Here is a 23,489-nt window from a genome sequence, read left to right as displayed (position 1 = left end):
CTATTTTATCTTTTTCCAACTGCTTAACTTAAATTCGAATTTTTGATGTACAGGTAAAGTTAATTCGAAAACTATCCTATTCGTCTGGCCAGACACTAATTTTAATGAACCATTGTGTAATTCTGTCAGGGATTTGGCCAGTGAAAGTCCAATTCCGGTTCCTGGTTTATCTTTGCTATACAATCTGAAAAAAGGTTCAAATATTTTATCCCTGAATTCATCAGGTATGCCTTTACCATCGTTGCTAAAGCTAATGGTAAATTGCTCGTCTGTAGGCTCTACTGCAGCCAAACTAACTGTGGCTGTACCTGCAGCATATTTGATGGCATTTGAGATCAGGTTACTGCAGATCTTTACCAAAGCTTCTGTATCGGCGAAAACGATAACAGGATTTTTGGGCAATTCAATGTGTAGAGAAATGTTGTTTTTTTCGGCCTCTTGTCTAAACGCCGAAATTTGTTCATTTAGTAAATGGTTGATGTCTGTATTGACAAAGTTTAATCCAAATTGATTCATTTCCGTTTTGCGGAAATCAAGGAGCTGGCTGGTCAGTTCTGCCAAACGTTTAGCATTTTTTTCAACCATCAGCAAGCTTTTTCGGATGCCCATATGTTCATCTGCTTTTTTTAGCATTCGTTCCACCGGACCTACAATTAATGTTAAAGGCGTTTGTATCTCATGTGCGATATTGGTGAAAAATTCAATTTTGGCCTGGTAAATCTCTTTTTCCTTTTCGTGTTCAAAAAGCTGGAGTTTATTCAGATTTCTACGCTCCAAATAACGATGATAGTAGCGTATTGACCAGAATAGGCTGATCGCCAATGCAAGTAAGTAGCAGAAATAAGCCATGTAACTTTTCCAGAAGGGGGGCAGAATTTTAATGAAAAGAAGACGCTCTTTACCTGTCCAGCTACCTATATTACTTTTGGCCCGAACCGTAAATGTATAATCGCCGGCGGATAAATCTGTAAAATAAGCTTTGCGGTTACTGCTGAGATAGGTTCGGTTTTTATCGAGGCCCTGCATTAAATATTCATATCGGGTAACCTCTGGGGAGGAGTAGTTTAGTGCAGCAAACTCTATGCTGAAATTATTTTGGTCGTGCTTGAGTACTATAGTGTCAGTATATAAAATAGATTTGTGAAGCGGACTATTATCCATATTGGGCATGATCTCTTTATTGTTGATCTGAAAGCCGGTGATGTAAGTCGATGGGCCAGTTTCTTTTTGTTCAAAAGTTTTCGGGTCAAAAGCAATCATCCCTTTCACAGATCCAAAATACATTTTGCCATTGCCATCTTTATAAGCCGAGTTGAAATTGAACTGATCGGTAATCAGCCCGTTCGATTGCGTATAAATTTTGAATTGTTCTGTCTGCATATCAAAACAAATCAATCCCTTTAATGAGCTGATCCATAGATGTTTTGAGTCGTCTTCCAACATGCGGAATAAGACATTGCTAGGCAGGCCATTTTCAGTGGTGAACTTTTTAATGGTCTTCCCATCTGGACTTAACCTGATCATACCACCGCCTTCGGTAGTAAACCACATGGCATGGTTGCTGTCTTCCAGTATCCCATATACAGGGAACTCGTTTACGATTTTATTTTTGACTTTGTTGCCAAAGCGGATATTACCATGTTTGCCAGTTTTAGGGTGGTAATAAAATGCACCCTGGGCTACGCTACCGGTCCAGATATTCCCTTTTTGGTCCTCTTTGATGTCAAAAACATACGAGTTATAAGGGATTTGTTTAATGCGGGTAAATGTTTTGTGCTTCCTGTCATAGGTAAATAGACCAGAACCGTTATAGGCTGTACCAACAAGTAAGGTGCTATCCTTTGTAAGATAAATGCAGAGGACAAAATCACTAACCTGGTCGCCCTTACCACCGATGATCTTATGACGTTCGGCTATTAAGCCAGTACGAATATCCATGATTTCCAGGCCATGCAAAAATGGCCCTATGAACAATTGATTACCTAAGGCTAGTAAACCATGTATATTGGGATAGGATACATCTCCTTTTTTTCCTGTCGAAGTATAATTGGTAAACTGTCCTGTTTTTACGTTGAATTTATTAAATCCAGCGTCTTCGGTTCCAATCCATAAGTTACCCTTATTGTCTGCACAAATTTCCCGCACGGCACTGCCTGATATGGAGTTTGCCCCCAGTAAGGGATAGTATTTTTCGAATCTTGCATTCTCCTTTGAATAGTAGTTTAATCCTCCAAAAAAGGTACCGGCCCACATTCCACCCTTGTTATCTTTGCATACTGTATAAACGGCGTTATCTGCAATAGAATAAGGATCGCCGTACCTTTTGCGTAAATTTTGACTGGTGTTTGTTACTGAATTGTAGATATAAATACCGGATTCGGTAGCTATCCAGTATTCCTGATTATTGGCAGCGGTAATATCGCGTACATATATATCGGTATTGTCTTTATTATGCAGGGCTAAGGATCTGATTAGCCCGGTTTTGGTATTATAGCTTTTCAAGCCCTGTTTAAAGCAGCCTATTAATATTTCATGATTTCCGGTAAGGAATATTTTGCTGATAGAACGCAAATTAGCAGGGATGTGCTGATCAATGATTCTAACACTGGTAGTTTGTTTATTTCGGAGATTATACTTTATGATCAAGCCGTCATCATTACCTATCCATAAATTCATGTTACTGTCAATGGCCAGGCAGGATGCTCCTATTTTCAAATCCACAACCTTATCTTCTTTTTGGATGTACTGGTACAGTTTCCTTTCTGCTAAAAAAAACAAGTTATTTTGATCAGCTATTAAAATATTGTTGATGTAAGTTGTTGGTGCTTTTTCGAATGGAGTAAAGACTTCTTTATAAGGGTCGTACTTAAAGATTCCTCTGCCAGTACCAATCCACAGCATGCCATTTTTATTTTCAACAATATTGGTGATCAGATCATCACCTATGTTGCCAAATTTGTTTTTTTCATTTTTGTACACTTTAAAAGTGTAACCATCAAAACGGTTCAATCCACCTCGGGTACCAACCCAGATCATGCCTTTCTTATCCTGGATGATTGAGGTCACCGAATTATGTGTTAAGCCATCATCGGCCTGATAATGTTTAAAGTAATGAAATTGCCCTTTGCAGATAACTGCAAAAAATAGCATCACTTGAAAAAAAACAAATGAAAATATGAGCCGCATAATTTGGTTTGTTCAAATATATATAAATAGGTGGGTTATATCATTTCTGTTTAATAAGGAACTCGTTTTTTTGTCTCTTGTTTTGTTTGTTAGTTATTGATTTTCAGTTTTTTAACTCTGTATTTGTGAGACGGAAAGGCTGTGGATTTGAGACAAATCGACAAAAAAATGATCAAATATTACAGACATCATTCCTTTACTTTGAGATAATTAACCAAATATAAACCATACTGCGAATTCTCTTTTCCCGGCAAATGAACGTGCCTACGCAGTACCAGATTTTGTTTTTATGAAAATTAAATCACTCACTAAACTGACTGCCGCCATGTTGTTATTGCTAACAGCTTGTCAAAAAGAAGTATCAAAAGTTGTGATCGATGCTGATAGTAAGACTGCAAATAATGTAGATATGGTCATTGCTGCGGCCCCACCATTGGGCACGCTGGTTGATGGGGCTACTTACCGCATTAGAGGCGCATCATCTTTGCCTAACGGTCCGGTTGTTGAGGTAACAGGTAATTCAACAGCAGAAAATGCAAAAATTCAGCAATGGTCCTGGTTTCCTAACAACGGACAGAAATGGAAATTGCTGAAAATTGATGCGACCTATTATAAACTAGTCAACGCGACCAGCGCCAAATGCCTGGAATCGCCTTCCTCAACTTCAGGTGACATTTTACAGCAGGCTACTGATGACGGAAGCGATGCTCAATCCTGGTCGATTGGCTATTCTGGGAGTAACAATGTGTTCTCGCTAACGAACAAAGCTACGGGGATGAAAATGGTGGTCGATCCTGAAAACAATACCCCCGGTACAAAAATCAGGCAAAAGAGTACGGTCTCTGGTACGCAGGACCTATTCAATTTCCATAATGTAAATTTTCAAAACCCATTGATTGAAGCCAGTAGGCCAGACCCTTATGTTGCAGAAAAAGATGGTTATTATTATTTCATGTACACCAGGGGGAATAAGATCGGCCTTAGAAAAACCACTTCAATGTCCTTGCTCTCTACGGCTACAGAAAGCGTAGTCTGGACTCCGCCTACTGGCACAGCATATTCTTCGAATATATGGGCACCCGAGTTGCATTTCCTTTCCGGAAAATGGTACATCTATTTTGCAGCCAATGATGGTACCGGAGATACCCATCGCATGTATGTATTAGAAAATGCGAATGCAGACCCGATGACTGGAACCTGGACCTTTAAAGGTAAGATATTTGACTCTAGTGATCAGTGGGCTATTGATGGTTCGATCCTGACTATAGGATCAACCAATTATTTCATCTGGTCGGGATGGGACAGTACAGCCAGCAGGTATAAACAATATCTTTATCTAGCCACCATGTCAAATCCATGGACCATCAGTGGCCCGAGGATCAAAATATCATCACCTACTAACACCTGGGAGAAACATGAACCGAGTTCTATAGGTGCAGGTGTGAATGAAGGGCCGATCATGTTGCAGAAAGATGCCAGCAGCCCAGTATTTATCATCTATTCTGCCAGTCGGTATAGCAGCGATGATTATTGCCTGGCACAGATACAGTTGAAAAGCGGAGGTGATCCTACAGTAGTTGCAGACTGGATCAATAAGAAACAGGTTTTCGTAAGAAATGATGCTAACGCTGTTTACGGGCCAGGGCACAACGGCTTTTTTACCAGCAGTTATACTGATCCTAACGGGGTACTCAAAAAAGAAAACTGGTTTATATACCATGCGAGGAGTGTCCCTAATGTGACCAACGGAAGCCGAAGCCCAAGGATGCAGAAGATTAGCTGGAATGCTGACGGTTCGCCGAATTTCGGCCTTGCCACCGCAACCGGGGTCGATATTGCTGTTCCTGTAGGTGAATGATAAAATATGAAAAATAGATACCTTTTTTTATTAAGCCTGATATTGACCTGCTGTGTCGGTATCAATAGTTCAGCACAAAATAAAAACATCCTTCCCGATTGGGCGCTTGGGGGCTTTGTAAGGCCCAATGGGGTAAACCCAATAATTTCTGCAGACTCGAGTACAGTGTTTATGGATCCGATGACAAATTCCAGGATTCAATGGCAGGCTAACGATACCTTTAACCCGGCAGCTGCAGTCAAAGATGGAAAAATTGTTGTCCTTTATCGATCTGAAGACAAAAGCGGGATTAAAATTGGTCGCCGGACCTCGAGATTGGGCTATGCCATTAGTAAAGATGGCCTGAATTTTACGCGCAAAACTGAACCTGTTCTTTACCCTGATCATGATGATCAAAAAGAGTTTGAATGGCCAGGGGGATGTGAAGATCCTCGGGTAGCAGTAACTGAAGATGGAACTTACGTGATGTTGTATACCCAATGGAACCGAAAGGTACCAAGATTGGGAGTTGCAACTTCAAAGGACCTTATCCATTGGACAAAGCATGGCCCAATATTTCAGGATGCTTATGAAGGGAAGTTTCTTAACATTCCTACAAAATCGGCGTCTATTTTAACACAAGTTAAGGGCCGCAGACAAGTTATTGTTAAATCGAATGGCCAATATTTTATGTACTGGGGGGAAAGGCATGTATATGCTGCAACGTCATCAAATCTGCTGGACTGGAAACCCTTAGTAGATGCAGAGGGCGCATTATTGAAACTGGCCTCACCACGAACAGGTTTTTTCGATAGCGATATGACCGAATGTGGCCCTCCAGCTGTAATGACCGAAAAGGGAATTGTTCTGCTTTATAATGGTAGAAACAATCCTGGTGAAAGGGGTGATAAGCGGTTCAACGGAGGCGCATATTGTGCAGGTCAGATGCTGTTTGACAAAACTGACCCTACCAAATTAGTGGACCGCCTTGACGTTCCTTTCTTCAGACCTATGGAATCCTTTGAAAAAAGCGGACAATACGCTAATGGTACCGTATTTATTGAAGGGATGGCGTGGTTTAAAGAAAAATGGTTTCTCTATTATGGCTGCGCCGATTCAAGAGTTGGCGTCGCCATATATAATCCAGCCAAACGAGTTGAGCCTGATCCAATTATTGATACCCAAAAAATTAATACACCAATAAATAAACCAATATGAAAAAAACCTCACTATCAATTCTTTTAACCATTTGCGCACTTTTTAGTCAAGCCCAACCCAGTAGTCAACCCGAAGATGTGATACGCCGTGTAGCAAATAATGTGATCGACAATACATCATTTCAGTTTAAAAATATAAAAACAGGAGTTAAGTATCCCTCTACAAAAGGGCTGGAAAGTACGCCTGATCTGAGGGCTGAAAGTCCTTACAATAAATGGTATTACCCTATGGGGGTATTGGCCATCAGTATGGTACAGCTAAGCAATCTTACCGGCGAAGCCAAGTATGCTGAATATGCTGCACGTAACTATGATTTTGTATTTAGCAACAGTGCCTACTTTGAAAAGCTTTATAAGGAAAAGCAGAGGACGGAATGGGCGCCGCTTTTTGCGATGAATGAATTGGATGCCTGCGGAGCAATGGCAGCCGGTTTGGCCGATGTAAATATGACCGAAAAACGTGCAGATTATACGGCATACTTAAAACGTGCAACTGACTATGTCAGCGCGAAACAACTGAGATTGGCAGATAAAACCTTAGTACGTCCAAGTTCAAGGAAAATGACTTTATGGGCTGATGACTTATATATGAGTGTTCCGCTACTGGCACGCATGGGAAAAATTACCGGCGATAAAAAATATTTTGACGATGCCATTATGCAGGTTGATAATTTTAATAGTTACCTCTACGATAATGCTACCGGTCTTTATATTCACTGTTATTATGCCGACGTAAATCAGCAAGGTGTAGCGCGTTGGGGCCGTTGCAATGGATGGCTTGCCTTGGCGCAAACAGATTTAATTGCTGCACTACCTGCAGACCATCCAAAACGTAAACATTTGATTGACCTGCTGTTGCGCCAGATCGTTGGCTTTGCACGTTACCAGGATGTATCTGGCTTATGGAATCAAGTATTGGACAAAAAAGATTCTTATCTCGAGACTTCAGCTACAGCGATGTTTACCTATGCCGTAGCCAAGGCTGTAAATGAGGGTTGGATACCTAAATCATACATCAGCATTGCGAAAGAAGGCTGGAAAGGTGTAGCCTCTAAAGTAGACCAACAGGGTGGGATTTTTGATATCTGTATTGGTACAGGGATCTCGGATGCGGTGAGTTTTTATTACAAAAGGCCGGTTCCTTATAATGATGTACATGGCATTGGCCCGGTAATTATGGCTGGAGCCGAAATGGTAAAATACAATAAGGCTAGTAGTCTGGCTAAATAAAAATAACCCTATTAGAAATAAATGATCTGAATTATAATGAGAAAAAGAATATTTACGTTGAGTTATGGCCTGATCCTGCTTGCAAGTGGCTGTGCTATGAAGAATAAAAGCAATGATAATTTGTTGCCTGATTCAGCGAATTTTAAGCAGGTGGTAGCAGGGAAGCCAGTCGAATTGTATGTTTTAAAAAATAGCGCAGGTATGTGTGCTGCAATAACCAATTATGGCGGGCGACTGGTTTCACTATTAGTCCCAGATAAAAAAAAGGATTTAACGAATGTTGTGGTTGGATTTGACAGTCTGTCGGGCTATATCAATAGTGCTGAACCTTATTTTGGGGCAACGATTGGCCGTTATGGAAACCGAATAGCAAGAGGGAATTTTTCATTGGAGGGGAAGGAGTACCAGTTGTCAGTCAATAATGGACCGAATACTTTACACGGAGGGAAAGCGGGCTTTCAATACAAAGTATGGGATGCGGTGAAACAAGGTGATTCGGTTTTGACCCTTACTTATCGTTCCGTAAATGGAGAGCAAGGCTTCCCGGGTAATTTACAGGCAAGCGTGACTTATACGCTAACCAGCGACAATCGTTTGAAATTAGATTACCGTGCGGTAACTGACCAGACCACAGTACTGAACCTGACCAATCACGCTTTCTTCAACCTAAACGGAGAGGGATCAGGAACTATTAACCATCATTTATTGAGAATTAACGCCTCACGTTACACTCCTGTGGATGCTACTTTAATTCCTACCGGGCAATTGGAGCCGGTAAAGGATACTCCATTTGACTTTAGCACTCCTGTTACCATTGGCGAGCGTGTGGATATCAAAAATGAACAACTTCGTTTTGGTAAAGGCTACGATCATAATTATGTATTGAATGCTTCCGGGCTGGATGTGCTCGCTGCCGAAGTTGAAGGAGAAAAAACTGGGATTGTGATGCGGGTTTATACCACAGAGCCCGGTCTTCAATTTTATGGAGGCAATTTTATGCAAGGCAAGAACAAGCTACGTAAAGGAATGGATGATTTCAGAACTGCATTTTGCCTGGAAACACAACATTTTCCTGATAGTCCTAATCAGCCTACTTTTCCAACAACAATTTTAAAGCCCGGACAAGTGTATGAAAGCCATTCGGTGTATGCGTTTACCTCAAAAATAAAGTAATAATAGATCGCGATAATGGTTTAATAGTAAAAGGGGAATCCAAAAGGTTCCCTTTTTTGGTAGCCCATTGTTCCTCTTTTTTCGGCTGAATTTTATGTTTGCACTCCTATAAATTGAGATAATTCGACAAAAAGTTGAACAAATTATACAAATCGTAATCGTTTAATTTGATTAATAATCAACCAAATATAAACCAACTGCATGCACTCTTCTGGCTATAGCACTTATAGTAATTGCAGTATAATAACCATTCTATGAACAAAAATTTACATTTCTTATTTATGACCACGATGATTACTCAGGCCAGCGTGTATGGCAAAGTCAAACAGTAATCCGCTTACCCAATATTATTTCTCAGTACGGCTTTCTGGACACCCAGATAGTTAGTTAATTAATTAAATGTAGTGTAACCCGACGCTCGTCGGATAAAAGCAATATGTATATGAAAATAAAAAACAATGTTAGGCGCTGGCAAATCCATTGGATGTTGCTCGGCTTGATTGTTCTTAGCTTAACGCATTGTAAACAAGATGAAGTAAAGCAAGAAGCCGGGTTCGATCCGTCTAAACCGGTAGTGGTTACAGATTTCTATCCTAAGGAAGGGGGAGCAGGAAACAATCTGGTTATTTACGGGGAGAATTTTGGCACTGACCCATCCAAGATCAAAGTAATGATTGGTGGAAAAGTTGCTGTAGTAGTGGGTGTCAAAAATAACAGCTTATATTGCCTCGTTCCGGCGCAAGCCTACGACGGAGATATTAAGGTATTCGTTGTTGACGGTGACAATAAGGAGATCGCCAATGCAGCAGCCAAAGAGGTGCTGGCCTACACCAGGAAATGGCTGGTCTCGACATTTCTCGGGAAGTATTACGAAGTTGCTTCCGCTTTTCAGGAGAAAGAAGGTCCGTTTGACGACTGCGGAGCATTTAAAGGTATACAGTGGTTATCCTTTGATCCTAAAAATCCCAACCGTCTTTATTTTACAGCCGGTACCAGTAGTAGTCGGTTGATTGATTTCGAAAACAAATATGTAAGCTATTTTAGAACTGGCCTTGACGATGCATCTGTGATGACCTGGAAGATTGATGGGAACCAGGATATGATCGTTTCTCACAACCATGCCAGCGATACCAAATACGGTAATTATATATTTAGCCGCCAATCAAACTTTGTTCAGAAGCAAGCCATTGAAGTGTACTCCCGTGGAGTGCGGGGAACATTAATTCATCCGCAAAATGGAGAATTGTATTATTCCAGATTCAGAGCAGGGGATGTTCGAAGGTATGACTTTAATACCAAGGAAGATAAACCGGTATTTACAAATCCATATAGTGGTATTGCCATTTACATGGTCATGCATCCCACTGGGGATTATGCTTACCTGCTGGAGTATGATAAGCATTTCATCATGCGTACCGATTACGATCGGGTCAACAAAACCTTTAAAATTCCATACACAATTTGTGGGGAGGCCGGTATTGCAGGTTATGCAGATGGAATTGGAACGAATGCAAGGTTAAATTTTCCTGTACAGGGTGTATTTGTCAAAAATCCGGATTATGAAGCAGCGGGAGGGGATCAGTATGATTTTTACTTCTGCGACAAGAGTAATCATGCTATCCGTACGCTCACGCCGCAGGGAAGGGTAGGCACATTTGCCGGACGTGGAAATAATGGTACAAGCGGGTATGCGAACGGTGATTTACGTACTGAGGCTCGTTTCAATAGTCCGCAGGCAATTGCGTATGATGAGCTGAAGAAATGTTTTTATATCGGTGACTCCGGCAATTGGCTGATTCGAAAAATAGCAAAAGAAGAATAGAAAACTAACACTCAAATATAAAAGATGAAATTTATTTTACTAACATGCATAGTCTTGATGGGGATGTTCTTTAACGTTCGGGCCCAGGAGGAGATAACTGTGAAAGGAGTTGTTCTCGACGAGCAAAATTTACCTCTTATAGGTGTAAGTATAGCTGTGAGCAATATGCCCGGATTGGGAACCACTACTGTGACCGATGGAAAATACAGCATAAAAATGCGTCCTTTTCAAACTTTGATCTTCAGCTATATTGGTTATCAGAAAAAAGAGGTATTGGTGAAAGACCAGCGTACCATCAATGTCACAATGAAAGAAAATGACGACAGTAAGCTTAATGAAGTCGTTATTACCGCTACTGGTGCGGAGAAAAGGATTGCTGTGACGGGCGCGATCACAACAGTAGATGTGGAACGATTGAAGTCAAACCCATCTACTTCTATGGCAGATGCCTTAGCGGGCGTCGTGCCTGGTATTCAGGCCATGCAAAGCTCCGGCAGGCCGGGGAGTGTGTCTGAATTCTGGATCAGGAGTATATCTACATTCGGAGCAAACAATTCTGCATTGGTATTGATAGACGGCTTTGAACGGGATATGAATGAAATCAATGTGGAGGATGTGGCGTCATTTTCAGTTCTGAAAGATGCTTCGGCAACGGCTATTTATGGTAGCAGAGGTGCGAATGGGGTTATTTTGATTACGACAAAAAGAGGCAAGGAGGGCAAAGTTGAGATCAATGCGAAAATAGAAGGATTTTATAATACCGCTACTAAACTTCCTGATTTTGCAGATGGATACACCTATGCTTCACTCGCCAACGAAGCCAAGACTACCCGAAATTTGCAACCACTGTATTCCGCTTCAGAAATGGAAATATTGCGTCTGGGCTTGGACCCTGATCTTTTTCCCAACGTGGACTGGATGGATGTTTTGCTTCGCGATGGAGCAAAGAGCCAGCGTAGTATATTGAATTTAAGCGGGGGTGGAAAAACAGCACGTTATTTTGTATCTGGGGGATATCAGAATCAACAGGGAATGTACAAAGTGGATGAGGCAATTGGTGATTACAATACCAATACCAATTTTAAAAAATATACCTATCGCTTAAATGTCGATATGGACATCACCAAATCTACCTTATTAAAGGTGGGCGTTTCCGGGTCCTTGAGGCAGCAGAATGATCCAGGTGTTGGAACAAATGCCATTTGGACTACACTTATGGGATATAACCCAATCATGATGCCGATGCAATATTCGAATGGGAAAATTCCCTCATGGACAGGAAAAGATGACAACCTCAATCCCTGGGTACAAGGAACAATGACAGGATACAACGAAAGCTGGACAAATAATATTCAGACCACGTTAAACTTAGAGCAGAAACTGGATTTTATCACTAACGGACTTAAGTTTATTGGAAGGTATGGATATGATACCAATAATGATAATTACGTTAAGCGATTCAAGCGTCCTGAATTGTGGAATGCAGCCCGTTATCGTAATGCAGATGGGACATTGGTGTTCACTCGGGTAGCCGAAGAACAAAAAATGACCCAAACTTCTGGCTCGGACGGCGACCGCAGGGACTTCTTTGAATGGGATCTCTTATACAACAAAGATTTAGGAAACCATCATTTTGGAGCGATTACAAAATATACACAGTCGTCTAAAGTGTTTACCCAGAATATTGGCACAGATCTTAAAAATGGAATAGCCCGTCGGAACCAGGGCATTGCAGGCCGAGTGAATTACAATTGGAACAACCGATATTATATCGACTTTAACTTCGGTTATACAGGTTCTGAGAATTTCCATAAAGATTACCGATTCGGATTCTTTCCAGCCATTTCAGGTGCCTGGAATATTGGTGAGGAGTCTTTCCTCAAAAAACTGGGATGGGTGAATATGTTTAAAGTGCGTTATTCGTATGGAAAAGCCGGAAATGACAATATGGGGGACATCAGATTTCCTTATTTGTACACTGTTGAACAAATGACTGGTGGAGGATATAATTTCGGTGGTTATGATAGTAATAATCCATGGAATGGAATCCGCTATTCTTCCATAGCCTCTCCAAATGTTACCTGGGAAATTGCGACTAAACAGGATCTAGGACTCGATTATTCGTTTTTTGGCGATAAGATCAATGGTGCTTTCGACCTGTTTAGTGAACTTCGGGAGGGAATTTACATGCGGCGTGAATATCTTCCAGGATTCGCTGGACTAGAAAGTGATCCTTCGGCCAACGTAGGTATTGTAAAAGTACGTGGATTCGATGGAAATATTGCGGTCACTCAGAAGCTTTTTAATGTGGATCTGACTTTCCGCGCAAATGTTACCTATAGTAAAAATGAGATCATTGAACGCGATGAAGAAAATACGATTTATGAATATAGACTGCAAGAAGGCCATCGCATTAATCAAGCGAGAGGATTGGTTTCTTTAGGCTTGTTTAAAGATTATGACGATATCAGAAATAGTCCGCAGCAGACCTTTGGCACGGTTATGCCAGGCGACATCAAATACAAAGATGTGAACGGTGACGGTAAGGTAGATGGAAATGATGTTGTAGCGATAGGGGCAACAACCAGACCCAATTTAACCTATGGATTTGGCCTTTCTGCCCGCTGGAAAGGGTTGGACATCAACATGCATTTTCAAGGCGTAGGCAAATCAAGTTATTTTATCAGTGGAAGTTCAGTTTTTATGTTCTCAGGTGGAGATGGATGGGGGAATGTATTGACTTCGCTCGCGAACAGTAACCGCTGGATTCTTGGTACAAACGAGGATCCGAATGCCGAGTATCCACGACTGACCTACGGAAACAACAGCAACAATTATCAGAGATCTTCATTCTGGCTTAGGGATGGATCGTATCTGCGTTTGAAAACATTAGATGTTGGCTATCAGATCCCAAAATCATTGGTGAATAGGGTCCGGATAAGCAATGCCCGTATATTTTTTGTCGGCACCAATCTGTACACATTTTCGAAATTTAAGTTATGGGATCCGGAGTTGGGAAATCCAGACGGAAAAGTTTATCCGCTGAGCAGAACCTTTTCATTGGGATTATCTGTCGGTTTATAAGAAAAAGAAATATGAAAAAAATAGCTATAATTTTAATCTTTGCTGCATCTGTTTTGGTGATTGGCGGGTGTAAAAAATACCTGGATTCGGATTATCTGTTCGATGAAAGAATGACTACGGAGGACGTATTTACTAATTCCGACTATGCTAACAGATGGTTGGCACGTGCGTATTATTTTTTGGGAACCAACGTGATGCAAGATGTTGCCAGTAAAAAGGTGATACCTTTTAATTTCGCTGATGATATGTTTTACGGAGATGAAAACGATGAGTATAAACGCTGGAAAAATGGACAGTACAGTGAAGAAGGTCTGGATGGTGAAAGCAAAACAATCTGGGTAACTGGATATCAGGGAATCCGGCAAGCCTCAATTTTCCTGAATAATATCGATCTCAATAAACAGTTTACCGCACAGGAAATGGGAGATCTTAAGGGACAGGCCCGTTTTTTAAGAGCTTACTTTTATTGGATTCTTCTCCGTACCTATGGTCCGGTACCTATAATTCCAGACGAAGGTATTGACTATACCAAAGAGTATGATGAAATTGCGCAGGCCAGAAATACCTATGCGGAATGCGCAGATTATATTTCCAATGAGCTTGTGGAAGCTGCGAAAGTACTTCCACTTCAAAATGGGGTACAGCAGCTTGCCCGACCTACACGTGGTGCTGCATTGGCCCTTCGGGCTAAAGTATTGTTGTATGCCGCTAGCCCCTTAGCCAATGGTAAAGCGCCAGCTGAGGTAGCTGCATTAATGGTGAATAAAGATAAAAAGCCGCTACTTTCGCTAACTTACGATGAATCCAAATGGGCCCGGGCAGCTGCCGCTGCAAAGGATGTTATAGACCTTGGACAATATCAATTGTTCGTTGCTTATAAGAAGACTGTTGGTGATATCGCCTACCCGGCGACCGTTACGCCACCTTCAGACAATAACTTTTCAAACAGCAACTGGCCTGCCGGTTGGAAAGATATAGACCCGTTTGAATCGTATCGCTCCGTATTTAATGGTGCAGTTTCCGCTTCTGAAAATCGTGAACTTATTTTTACGCGTGGCAGAAATCAGGGTAGCGAATTTATTGGCAATATGGTGGTACATCAATTACCCCGGTTGGAAGGAAAAGGCTATAATTCTCATGGTATGACGTTAAAACAGGCTGATGCGTATTATATGAACGATGGTACTGATATCCCTGGAATGAACAGCATGTATGCTGGACGCCCCGGTTATCAAGACAGGTATAACACACAACAGCGTGCAGCAGGTTTTGTACAGACAGCTGAATCGGCAAATTATCCGGAATTGGGTGCATTGGCTGCTGGTGTAAGTAAACAATTTGCAAAGCGTGAACCTCGCTTCTATGCTTCAGTTTCCTACAATGGTTCGACCTGGAATTTGCTGAATGCAGAAGTGACAAAAGATGAAAAACCTAATGTGCAGATATTTTATTACCGCGGTGATCCCAATGGCTATAAAAATACTACATACTGGACGCGTACAGGGATCGGCATTAAAAAGTATGTTCATCCTGACGATATCAGTAATGTGATACTTACTCCGCTTGACCAAAGTCGCATCAAAGATAAAGTTGATCCGGCAATCCGATATGCAGAAATCCTGCTGATTTATGCGGAAGCTTTAAATGAGTTGAACGGATCATACTCCATCCCTTCCTGGGACGGTAAAGCAACGCATACGATGGGTCGGAATATTTCGGAAATAAAAAGAGGGATCCAGCCAATTCGGATCAGAGCAGGATTAGCCGACTATGCGAATGATGTGTATGCTGATGCGACAAAATTCCGGGTTAAACTAAAAAGAGAACGTCAGATTGAATTATTTGCTGAGGGGCACCGATATTTTGATCTGCGTCGCTGGACAGACGCTCCGGGAGAGGAATCTGCTCCCGTTTATGGATATAATGCTTATGCGACAAAAACGCAGGCAGACCTGTTCCATACCCCGGTTGAAACCCCGTCCTTGCCATCAATATTTACCCTAAAAATGTGGTTCTGGCCGATTCATTTTGATGAGCTCAGACGTAACAAATTTTTAGTGCAGAATCCGGGCTGGACAAATCCTGAATAGTTTATTTTAATTAGCAACAATGAAAAAGAAATTATATATATTATTTTTAATGTTAACAACGGCAAGCTGTTTTGTTTCATGTAAAAATGAGTGGGAGGAGGAACAATTCACCCAAATGGCCTCCTTTAAATCAATAGTTACAGGTCAGGGCGTGTCCTGGAGTTATTTACGTTACAATGCTAACGGTGTAGTGCGATACAATCTTCCAATTGTGATCAGTGGGTCTACTCCAAATAATAAAGCGCGGACCATACACATCGGTTTGGATCCAGACACACTTGCGAGATTAAACCAGGAGCAATACGGCCATCGTCAGGAATTGTATTTTAGACAATTAGATCCAAAATATTATAATCTTCCTACCACGATTACGGTTCCTGAGGGTGTCAGTACAATCTCATTACCCATAGATTTTAAAATGGGCGACCTGGATCAGTCTGATAAGTGGGTATTACCCTTGCAGATTTTAGATGATCCATCTTATGACTACAAAGCAAATCCGAACAAAAGCTATCGTAGAGCAATGTTGCGTGTTATGCCATTTAATAATTATTCCGGGGAGTATGGTGGTACCTTATACAAGATCTTTCTTGATGGTGATACGGAACCGCTAACACTGAACAAACATCGCACGTATGTAGCGGATGACAAAACGATATTTCTATACGCCGGGACCCGGGATATTGATTATTTGGACCGTAAGAACTACAAGGTGCTGATGAAGTTTACTGATGAGAATATAGATGTCCAGAATCGGAAGAAAAAACTGGAAGTTTGGAGTGACAATGCGGTAAATAATAAGTTTAAGCTAGGGACATCCCAGTCTTATTATACAATTGACGAAGAAATGGATGCGAAACTTCCTTATATGAAACATATCTATATCACATTATTTTTATCATACGAGTTTGAGGATTATACAACAATTCCAGGACAACGTTTGAAATACAAGGTGGAAGGAACATTGTCTATGCAACGCGACCTGAATACATTGATACCTAATGAGGATCAGCAAGTTCAATGGTAATATGAGAAGTATTCAAAATAGCTCGGTAATCTGTATTTTATTAATGCTGTTTGCATTCTCCTTATCGTGTGGTGGTAGCGATAGTTTACGAGCTGTTCCAGCTAAAGTGGATGCGCCGATAGTATATGAGATTATTGAAGACAAGTTGCCTATTGCGGATCCATATGTATTGTATCACAATGGTAAATATTATGCTTACGGAACTCGTGTAAACGGTTTTGAAGTCTATATATCAGAAGACCTGAAGCATTGGAAGAGGGGCGACCATCTTGCGTTATCACCGGAAAACTCATGGGGAACCAGGTGGTACTGGGCCCCTGAAGTCTATTATGTTGCATCTAAAAATAGGTTTTATATGTTTTATACTGTTGATGAGCATATTTGTGTGGCTTCGGCTACTACACCCACAGGACCTTTTATACAGGTAGAAAAAAAGCCTATTGTGGCTAATGAAAAAGGGATTGATCCTTCGTTGTTTATAGACGAAGATGGTACTCTTTACCTCTATTTTGTGCGATTTACTTCAGGTAATGTCATCTGGATGGCCGAAATGAATGATGACTTGCAAAGTATAAAAACCAACACGTTGACCAAATGTATTAGTGCTGAAGAGAATTGGGAAAAAATTCAAGGAACGATTGCTGAAGGCCCCTCAGTGTTGAAGAAAGGGGGGACTTATTATTTAATGTATTCAGCAAATCACTTTGAAAGTAAAGATTATGGGGTAGGCTACGCAACCGCGAGTTCCCCAAAAGGGCCATGGAAGAAATATACGGAGAATCCGATTCTACGCAGAGATAAGCCCGCCGCTTCTGGATTGGTTGGTACGGGGCATGGTGCGCCCTTCGTTTGTGCCGATGGAACTTACAAATATATTTACCATGCGCATGCAGATAACAATAGCATTGGGCCACGAAGGTCTTACATTAATAATTTAGGTATATCCGCACAGGGTGTGATAAGTATTAATGCTGAAGTAATCAGACCAGTAGTAGTAAAATAAACAGATCATAAAATACTAAACACAAAAACAAATGAAACGATTCTTTCTTTCCTTAGGCCTGGTTGCTGCAATGCTTAGTGCATCTGCTCAGCAGCGTAAAGCGCCGGCCTATCCACTGATTACGCACGATCCTTATTTTAGTATCTGGTCGTTTTCCGATCATCTTAATGCGGAGCCAACAAAACACTGGACAGGCACAAACCATGCACTATCCGGATTGATTAAAGTTGATCAACAGGTTTACAGTTTTTTAGGTAAAGCCGATAAGCATTTTGAAATGCTTTTACCTACAGCTGAAGGCAAATCCTATACTGCAAAATATTCGGAAAAAGAACCGGCTGCAGGTTGGGAAAAGACTGATTACAATGATCAGAGCTGGAAAGCTGGAAATGCACCATTTGGTGACAGTGATGCCAAGACCCAATGGAAAAGTGATAACCTATGGATGCGTCGTGAGTTTAATCTGGACAATATTGACCTTAAAGGTTTGAATTTAAGAATCAATCATGACGATAATATTGATCTGTTTTTAAACGGTGTTAAAGTTTACAGCTGTAATTGCTGGACCGGTAAATATGTTAATATCCCTATTGATGAAAAGATAAAGGGTGTATTGAGGAAAGGCAAAAATGTTATTGCTGCTCATGTTAAAAATACAGCAGGCGGGCAATGGCTAGATGTCGGCTTAGCTGTCGAAAAGCCAGCAGCCGAATTAAAGTCGGTGCTTATGGCTAAGCAAAACAATGTAACTATAAATGCCACACAAACCATCTATCAATTTAGTGCAGGTAAGGTAGATCTGGAACTTACTTTCACATCGCCTTTGCTGATGGATAACCTCGATCTGGTAGCCAGACCGGTTTCTTATGTGTCGTTTAAGCTTAAGGCCAATGATGGGAAAAAGCACAATGCGCAGGTTTATTTTGGCGCTTCAACGGATATAGCGACCAATAATCCTGCTCAGGAAGTGGAGGCATCAGCTTACAGGAACGGAGCACTTTCGGTGCTTAAAGCTGGTACAACAGCACAGCCGGTTTTGAAAAAAAAGGGGGATGATATCCGTATCGATTGGGGTTATATGTACGTTGCTGTTGCTCAAAATAGCGGGAACCAATATGTTACTTCATCGGCAAATGCGATTTCATCTTTTATAAGTGGAAAAGTCGCTGCTACTCCGGCGAAAGGTAATAGCTTAACATTGGCTACAGTATTGCCTTTTAGTGTAGGCCCAATAGCTACAGAAAAAACAGTATTGATTGGTTATGACGATATAGAGTCTGTTCAATATTTCGGCGAAAACTTAAAACCATGGTGGAACCGCAAAAATAACCAGACCATAGATAAACAGCTTACATTGGCAAACAATGAATACGCTTCGGTTTTACAAAAATGCGATGCATTTAATAAGCAATATTATGCTGCAAACTTAAAAGTAGGCGGTAAAGGATATGCTGATCTTTTAGATCTTTCGTATCGTCAGGCCATCTCTGCACACAAATTAGTGGAAAGTCCGCAGGGCGAGATTTTATTTCTTTCTAAAGAAAACTTTAGTAATGGCTCTATCAATACTGTAGATATTACTTACCCCTCAGCGCCATTGTTTTTGGTATACAATCCTGATTTGTTAAAAGGAATGTTAAATGGGATTTTTTATTACAGCGAAAGCGGAAAGTGGAAAAAACCTTTTCCTGCACACGATATAGGTACTTACCCTTTGGCAAATGGACAAACTTATGGTGAGGATATGCCCGTAGAGGAAGCTGGGAACATGCTTATTCTTACTGCAGCAATTGCTAAGGTTGAAGGTAATGCAGACTATGCTAAAAAACATTGGAAGACGCTTTCTATCTGGGCAGATTATCTGAGTAAAAACGGTTTTGATCCAGCAAATCAGTTGTGTACTGATGATTTTGCTGGTCATCTTGCCCGGAATACGAACTTATCGGTAAAAGCCATTGTAGCTTTAGGCGGTTACGGAATGCTTGCAGCACAATTGGGGGAAAAAGAAGCAGCAGCAAAGTATACGCCGATGGCTAAGGAAATGGCAAAAAAATGGATGGAAATGGCTGATGCGGGTGATCACTATGCTTTAACATTTGATTTGAAAAATACCTGGAGCCAAAAGTATAACCTTGTTTGGGATAAGGTATTGAAGCTTGGTATTTTTCCGGAAACTGTTTATAAAAAGGAGATTGATTTTTATCTGAAAAAGCAAAATGCTTTTGGTTTGCCATTGGACAGCCGTAAAACTTATACTAAATCTGATTGGATTTTGTGGACAGCAACCTTGACCGATAATCGTGCTGATTTTGAGAAATTCTTAAAGCCAATCAATAAATTCGTTCTGGAGTCGCCAAGTAGAGTACCATTAAATGACTGGCATGAAACGACCAATGGTAAGCAGGTGGGCTTTCAAGCACGTAGTGTGGTAGGTGGTTATGCCATTAAATTGTTGGATTACCAGTTAAATAAAAGATAGAGGATTCAATGAATACGTTATACCCTAAACTATGGTTAACCATGCGATTAACCACCGTTATATCAATAGCCTCTCTAATGCATGTAAGTGCTGCTACTTTTGGCCAGCGGATCAATGTTGAGCAGAATCGTCTTGCAATTGATGTCAGGGGCAAGATTCTGGACGAGAACGACCAGCCGCTGATTGGTGCAACTGTAGGTATAAAGGGCAAAGGCAGGTCGGTAATGACCGATCAGAATGGTGCTTTTCATCTGGCAAATGTTGAAGAGCAAGATAAACTGGTGATCAGTTATATCGGCTACGAGCTCGTGGAAGTTAATGTGGCTGCGGATATGGGAAGTATTCGATTGAAGCGAACCGTTGGTGATCTGAATGAAGTGGTGGTAATTGGCTATGGCACCGCCAGGAAGAAAGACCTTACTGGTGCAATTACGCAGCTTAAGCCTGATAAAATTGCCGAGGAAAATCCAAGAACTGTTCAGGATATTCTAAGGGGGACGCCTGGTTTAACTATTGGACTGGATGCATCGGCAAAAAATGGTGGTTCCATCAACATCCGCGGACAGCGTTCTGTTTATACAGATGGTAACCATAATTCCCCATTGCTTATCCTGGACGGGATGATCTTCTATGGCGAGTTATCTGAGATCAATCCTGATGATATTGAACAGATCGATGTACTCAAAGACGCTTCGGCCGCTGCCATTTATGGTGCACAGTCTGCCAACGGCGTCCTTATCATTACCACTAAAAAAGGAAAACCGGGTAAGCCAAGAATTAATTTTACCTCAAACCTGGGGCTGTCAACCATGGGCGCAAATCGGCCTGTCTGGGGAGCCGAGGGATATATGAAATACAGAGAGGACTGGTACATTGCAGGCTCGTATGACCTTAATACGGTTACAGGTAATTATGAGCCATATATGTCGAGCAGTATTGATGCTGTAGTCGCTAAAAATAAACCAGGGTATTACGAAAAGCCAACTCCGGCTATGTTCGCTAAATATGGAATTACTGAGGCCACCTGGAGAGCCTATTCTCCGACCGGTGCGGGCGACTCTGACGAGCGGATCTACGCAACGCGTATCGGAATGGGACACACCGTATTGACCAATTATCTTGCCGGCAAAACTTTCGATTGGTACGACCATAGTTTCCGCGATGGGACTAACCAGGATTATAACCTCAGCGTTTCCGGTGCCAGTGATAGGATCAATTATTACATGTCTGCCGGCTACCTTTCAAATCAAGGAGTTGTTGTGGGTGACAATTACAAAGCTGTACGCGCCAACCTTAAAGTTGATGGCAAAGTAACAGACTGGCTAAACATTGGTGCCAATGTTAACTTTCAGGACCGGTCAGACGGAAATATAGCAACAGACTGGGCTAGTGCAATTATTTTTAACAGTCCTTTCGCTGCTTACCGGGATGGGAGCGGAAACTTAGAGATCTACCCCCAGGGTTCAACCCTGACTGGTCTTGTAAGAGGATATAATTATGATTATAACAGGCAGTTTCAGGATCTTGAAAGCGGCTACAATGTTTTAAACTCTATTTTTACGGCAAAAGTAAAACTGCCTTTTAATATCACTTATTCATTTAACGCTTCGCCTCGGTATCAATGGTTCTATAAACGTTATTTTACCTCATCCTTACATCCTGATTGGAGTCCTGGTTCAAAAAAAGCAGGGGTAAATCGCGATAACAGTAAACGTTTTGACTGGTCGCTCAATAATACCATTAACTGGGAACATACCTTTGCTACAAAACACCGTGTTAATGTAACGTTAGTGCAGGAAGCAGAAGAGCGCCAGTCCTGGAGGGACAATATTCAAGCTTGGGACATATCGCCTACCGATGCCTTAGGTTTTCATGAAACCAAAGGTGGTGACAAGCTGATGAGTGAGTTTGATTCTGAAGACAGTCGCCAAACGGCAGATGGTATGCTTGCCCGTCTCTTCTATTCTTATGATGACAGGTATATGCTGACCACCTCTATACGCCGTGACGGCTACTCGGCATTTGGCACATCCAATCCACGTGCAACGTTCCTGTCTCTTGCTTTAGGCTGGACCTTTACCAACGAAAATTTCTTTAAGTGGAAGCCATTGAGCAATGGTAAGCTGCGCTTGTCTTATGGACAAAATGGAAACCGCTCGCTTGACAACCCATACGTTGCATTGGCCAACCTTGCCAATGGGACGGGTACACAAGGTTATATAGACGCAAGTGGTAAATATGTACAATTCCAATATCTGCGATTAGATCGCATGGCCAATAAAAACCTGCAATGGGAAAAAACAGCCTCTTTCAATGTAGGGTTAGATCTGGGCTTTTTGAATAACCGTATTTCAACGACATTGGATTATTTCCAGATGTCTACTACCGATATGATCATGAATCAGTCCTTACCAGGTTTCTCCGGATTTAGCAGCATCACAACCAATTTAGGTGAGGTACAGAACAAAGGATTTGAAATATCGGTCAACTCGCAGAATATCAAGGCGAAAGATTTTAGTTGGAACACTAGCCTTGGATTCTCAAAATACACCAATAAGATTAAACATCTTTATTACCAGTTTGTAGACGTGCTAGATGCAAGCGGTAATGTGGTGTCAAGTAAAGAGGTGGATGATATTGGAAATAAGTGGTTCATTGGGCAGCCTATCAGCTCCATCTGGGATTACAGGGTAACAGGTATTTGGCAGACCAATGAACTTGATGAAGCGGCCAGACACGGGCAGCGTCCGGGGGATCCTAAAGTGGCCAACAATTACACGGGAGATGATAAAGTTGATGTCAATGGAAAAATTACGCCTGTTTACAATGATAACGACAAGGAGTTTCTGGGTCAAACGCAGGCACCCATCATGTGGTCTTTAAGAAACGATTTTACCTATAAAAACTTCAGTTTTTCCTTTAACCTCTATTCCTACTGGGGGCATAAGCGACTTAACGGGGCTTATCTCAACCAGGATAATGGCACTTCGACCATTAGCCAGGGACTTGCCAATACCTATGAGAAACCATATTGGACACTGGAAGCGCCCAGCGATTTCTGGGCTCGCTTAGAATCAAAAGGTCCTTCAGGACTTAATGCACCTCAGCGGGTATTTGACCGTTCTTTTATCAGGCTAGATAATGTAACCCTGGGCTATACATTGCCGAAAAAACTGACTTCGGCTGCCCATATTGAAAATTTAAAAGTTTTTGGTTCTGTACGTAACCTGGCCGTTTGGAATAAAGATAAGAACTGGCGTTATTGGGATATTGAACTTGAAAATTCACAAATGGGACCTACCCCTAGAATATATACACTTGGGTTAAACCTAAGTTTTTAA

General features: G+C 41.4%; 12 protein-coding genes. 11 read left to right on the top strand and 1 reads right to left on the bottom strand.

What is annotated here, in order from left to right; translation table 11 throughout:
- On the bottom strand, positions 1 to 3,150 hold the full coding sequence (locus FBD94_RS07510; protein ID WP_205945853.1) for a ligand-binding sensor domain-containing protein: 3,150 nt from the start codon (positions 3,148 to 3,150) through the stop codon (positions 1 to 3).
- A gap of 325 nt (positions 3,151 to 3,475) precedes the next feature.
- On the opposite strand from FBD94_RS07510, the gene FBD94_RS07505 reads away from it, so the two are divergent.
- From FBD94_RS07505 to FBD94_RS07455, 11 genes are all read left to right on the top strand, one after another.
- On the top strand, positions 3,476 to 5,044 hold the full coding sequence (locus FBD94_RS07505) for a family 43 glycosylhydrolase (RefSeq protein WP_136879738.1): 1,569 nt from the start codon (positions 3,476 to 3,478) through the stop codon (positions 5,042 to 5,044).
- Between the two features lie 6 nt (positions 5,045 to 5,050).
- Positions 5,051 to 6,241 carry a glycoside hydrolase family 130 protein gene (locus FBD94_RS07500; RefSeq protein ID WP_136879737.1) on the top strand — a complete coding sequence of 397 codons (1,191 nt, stop codon included), beginning with the start codon at positions 5,051 to 5,053 and terminating at the stop codon, positions 6,239 to 6,241.
- A complete protein-coding gene (locus tag FBD94_RS07495; RefSeq protein WP_131610502.1) occupies positions 6,238 to 7,470 on the top strand; it encodes a glycoside hydrolase family 88/105 protein in 1,233 nt (410 codons plus the stop codon). The genes FBD94_RS07500 and FBD94_RS07495 overlap by 4 nt, the downstream gene beginning before the upstream one ends.
- A gap of 36 nt (positions 7,471 to 7,506) precedes the next feature.
- Positions 7,507 to 8,643, top strand: coding sequence for an aldose epimerase family protein (locus tag FBD94_RS07490; RefSeq protein WP_136879736.1), 1,137 nt, complete (start codon positions 7,507 to 7,509; stop codon positions 8,641 to 8,643).
- A gap of 442 nt (positions 8,644 to 9,085) precedes the next feature.
- Positions 9,086 to 10,465: an IPT/TIG domain-containing protein gene (locus FBD94_RS07485; protein ID WP_136879735.1), complete on the top strand. Its 1,380-nt coding sequence runs from the start codon at positions 9,086 to 9,088 to the stop codon at positions 10,463 to 10,465.
- A gap of 24 nt (positions 10,466 to 10,489) precedes the next feature.
- On the top strand, positions 10,490 to 13,549 hold the full coding sequence (locus FBD94_RS07480; RefSeq protein ID WP_136879734.1) for a SusC/RagA family TonB-linked outer membrane protein: 3,060 nt from the start codon (positions 10,490 to 10,492) through the stop codon (positions 13,547 to 13,549).
- Between the two features lie 11 nt (positions 13,550 to 13,560).
- Positions 13,561 to 15,639, top strand: coding sequence for a RagB/SusD family nutrient uptake outer membrane protein (locus FBD94_RS07475; RefSeq protein ID WP_136879733.1), 2,079 nt, complete (start codon positions 13,561 to 13,563; stop codon positions 15,637 to 15,639).
- Positions 15,640 to 15,658: 19 nt separating this feature from the next.
- Complete coding sequence (locus FBD94_RS07470) at positions 15,659 to 16,666, top strand: DUF4973 domain-containing protein (protein WP_136879732.1); 1,008 nt, start codon at positions 15,659 to 15,661, stop codon at positions 16,664 to 16,666.
- A 1-nt stretch (position 16,667) separates the two neighbouring features.
- The gene (locus FBD94_RS07465; RefSeq protein WP_205945852.1) at positions 16,668 to 17,669 is read left to right on the top strand and encodes a glycoside hydrolase family 43 protein; all 1,002 of its coding nucleotides are present in this window, start codon (positions 16,668 to 16,670) and stop codon (positions 17,667 to 17,669) included.
- 31 nt (positions 17,670 to 17,700) lie between these two features.
- Positions 17,701 to 20,148 (top strand): glutaminase family protein, encoded by a 2,448-nt coding sequence (locus FBD94_RS07460; RefSeq protein ID WP_136879731.1) that lies wholly within the window; start codon positions 17,701 to 17,703, stop codon positions 20,146 to 20,148.
- 8 nt (positions 20,149 to 20,156) lie between these two features.
- On the top strand, positions 20,157 to 23,489 hold the full coding sequence (locus FBD94_RS07455) for a SusC/RagA family TonB-linked outer membrane protein (RefSeq protein ID WP_136879730.1): 3,333 nt from the start codon (positions 20,157 to 20,159) through the stop codon (positions 23,487 to 23,489).

This window comes from Pedobacter hiemivivus (genome assembly GCF_005144565.1).
In the GTDB taxonomy this organism is placed as follows: domain Bacteria; phylum Bacteroidota; class Bacteroidia; order Sphingobacteriales; family Sphingobacteriaceae; genus Pedobacter; species Pedobacter hiemivivus.
The sequence above is the reverse complement of the archived record's forward strand: the minus strand, read 5'-3'. Positions and strand labels throughout refer to the sequence as shown.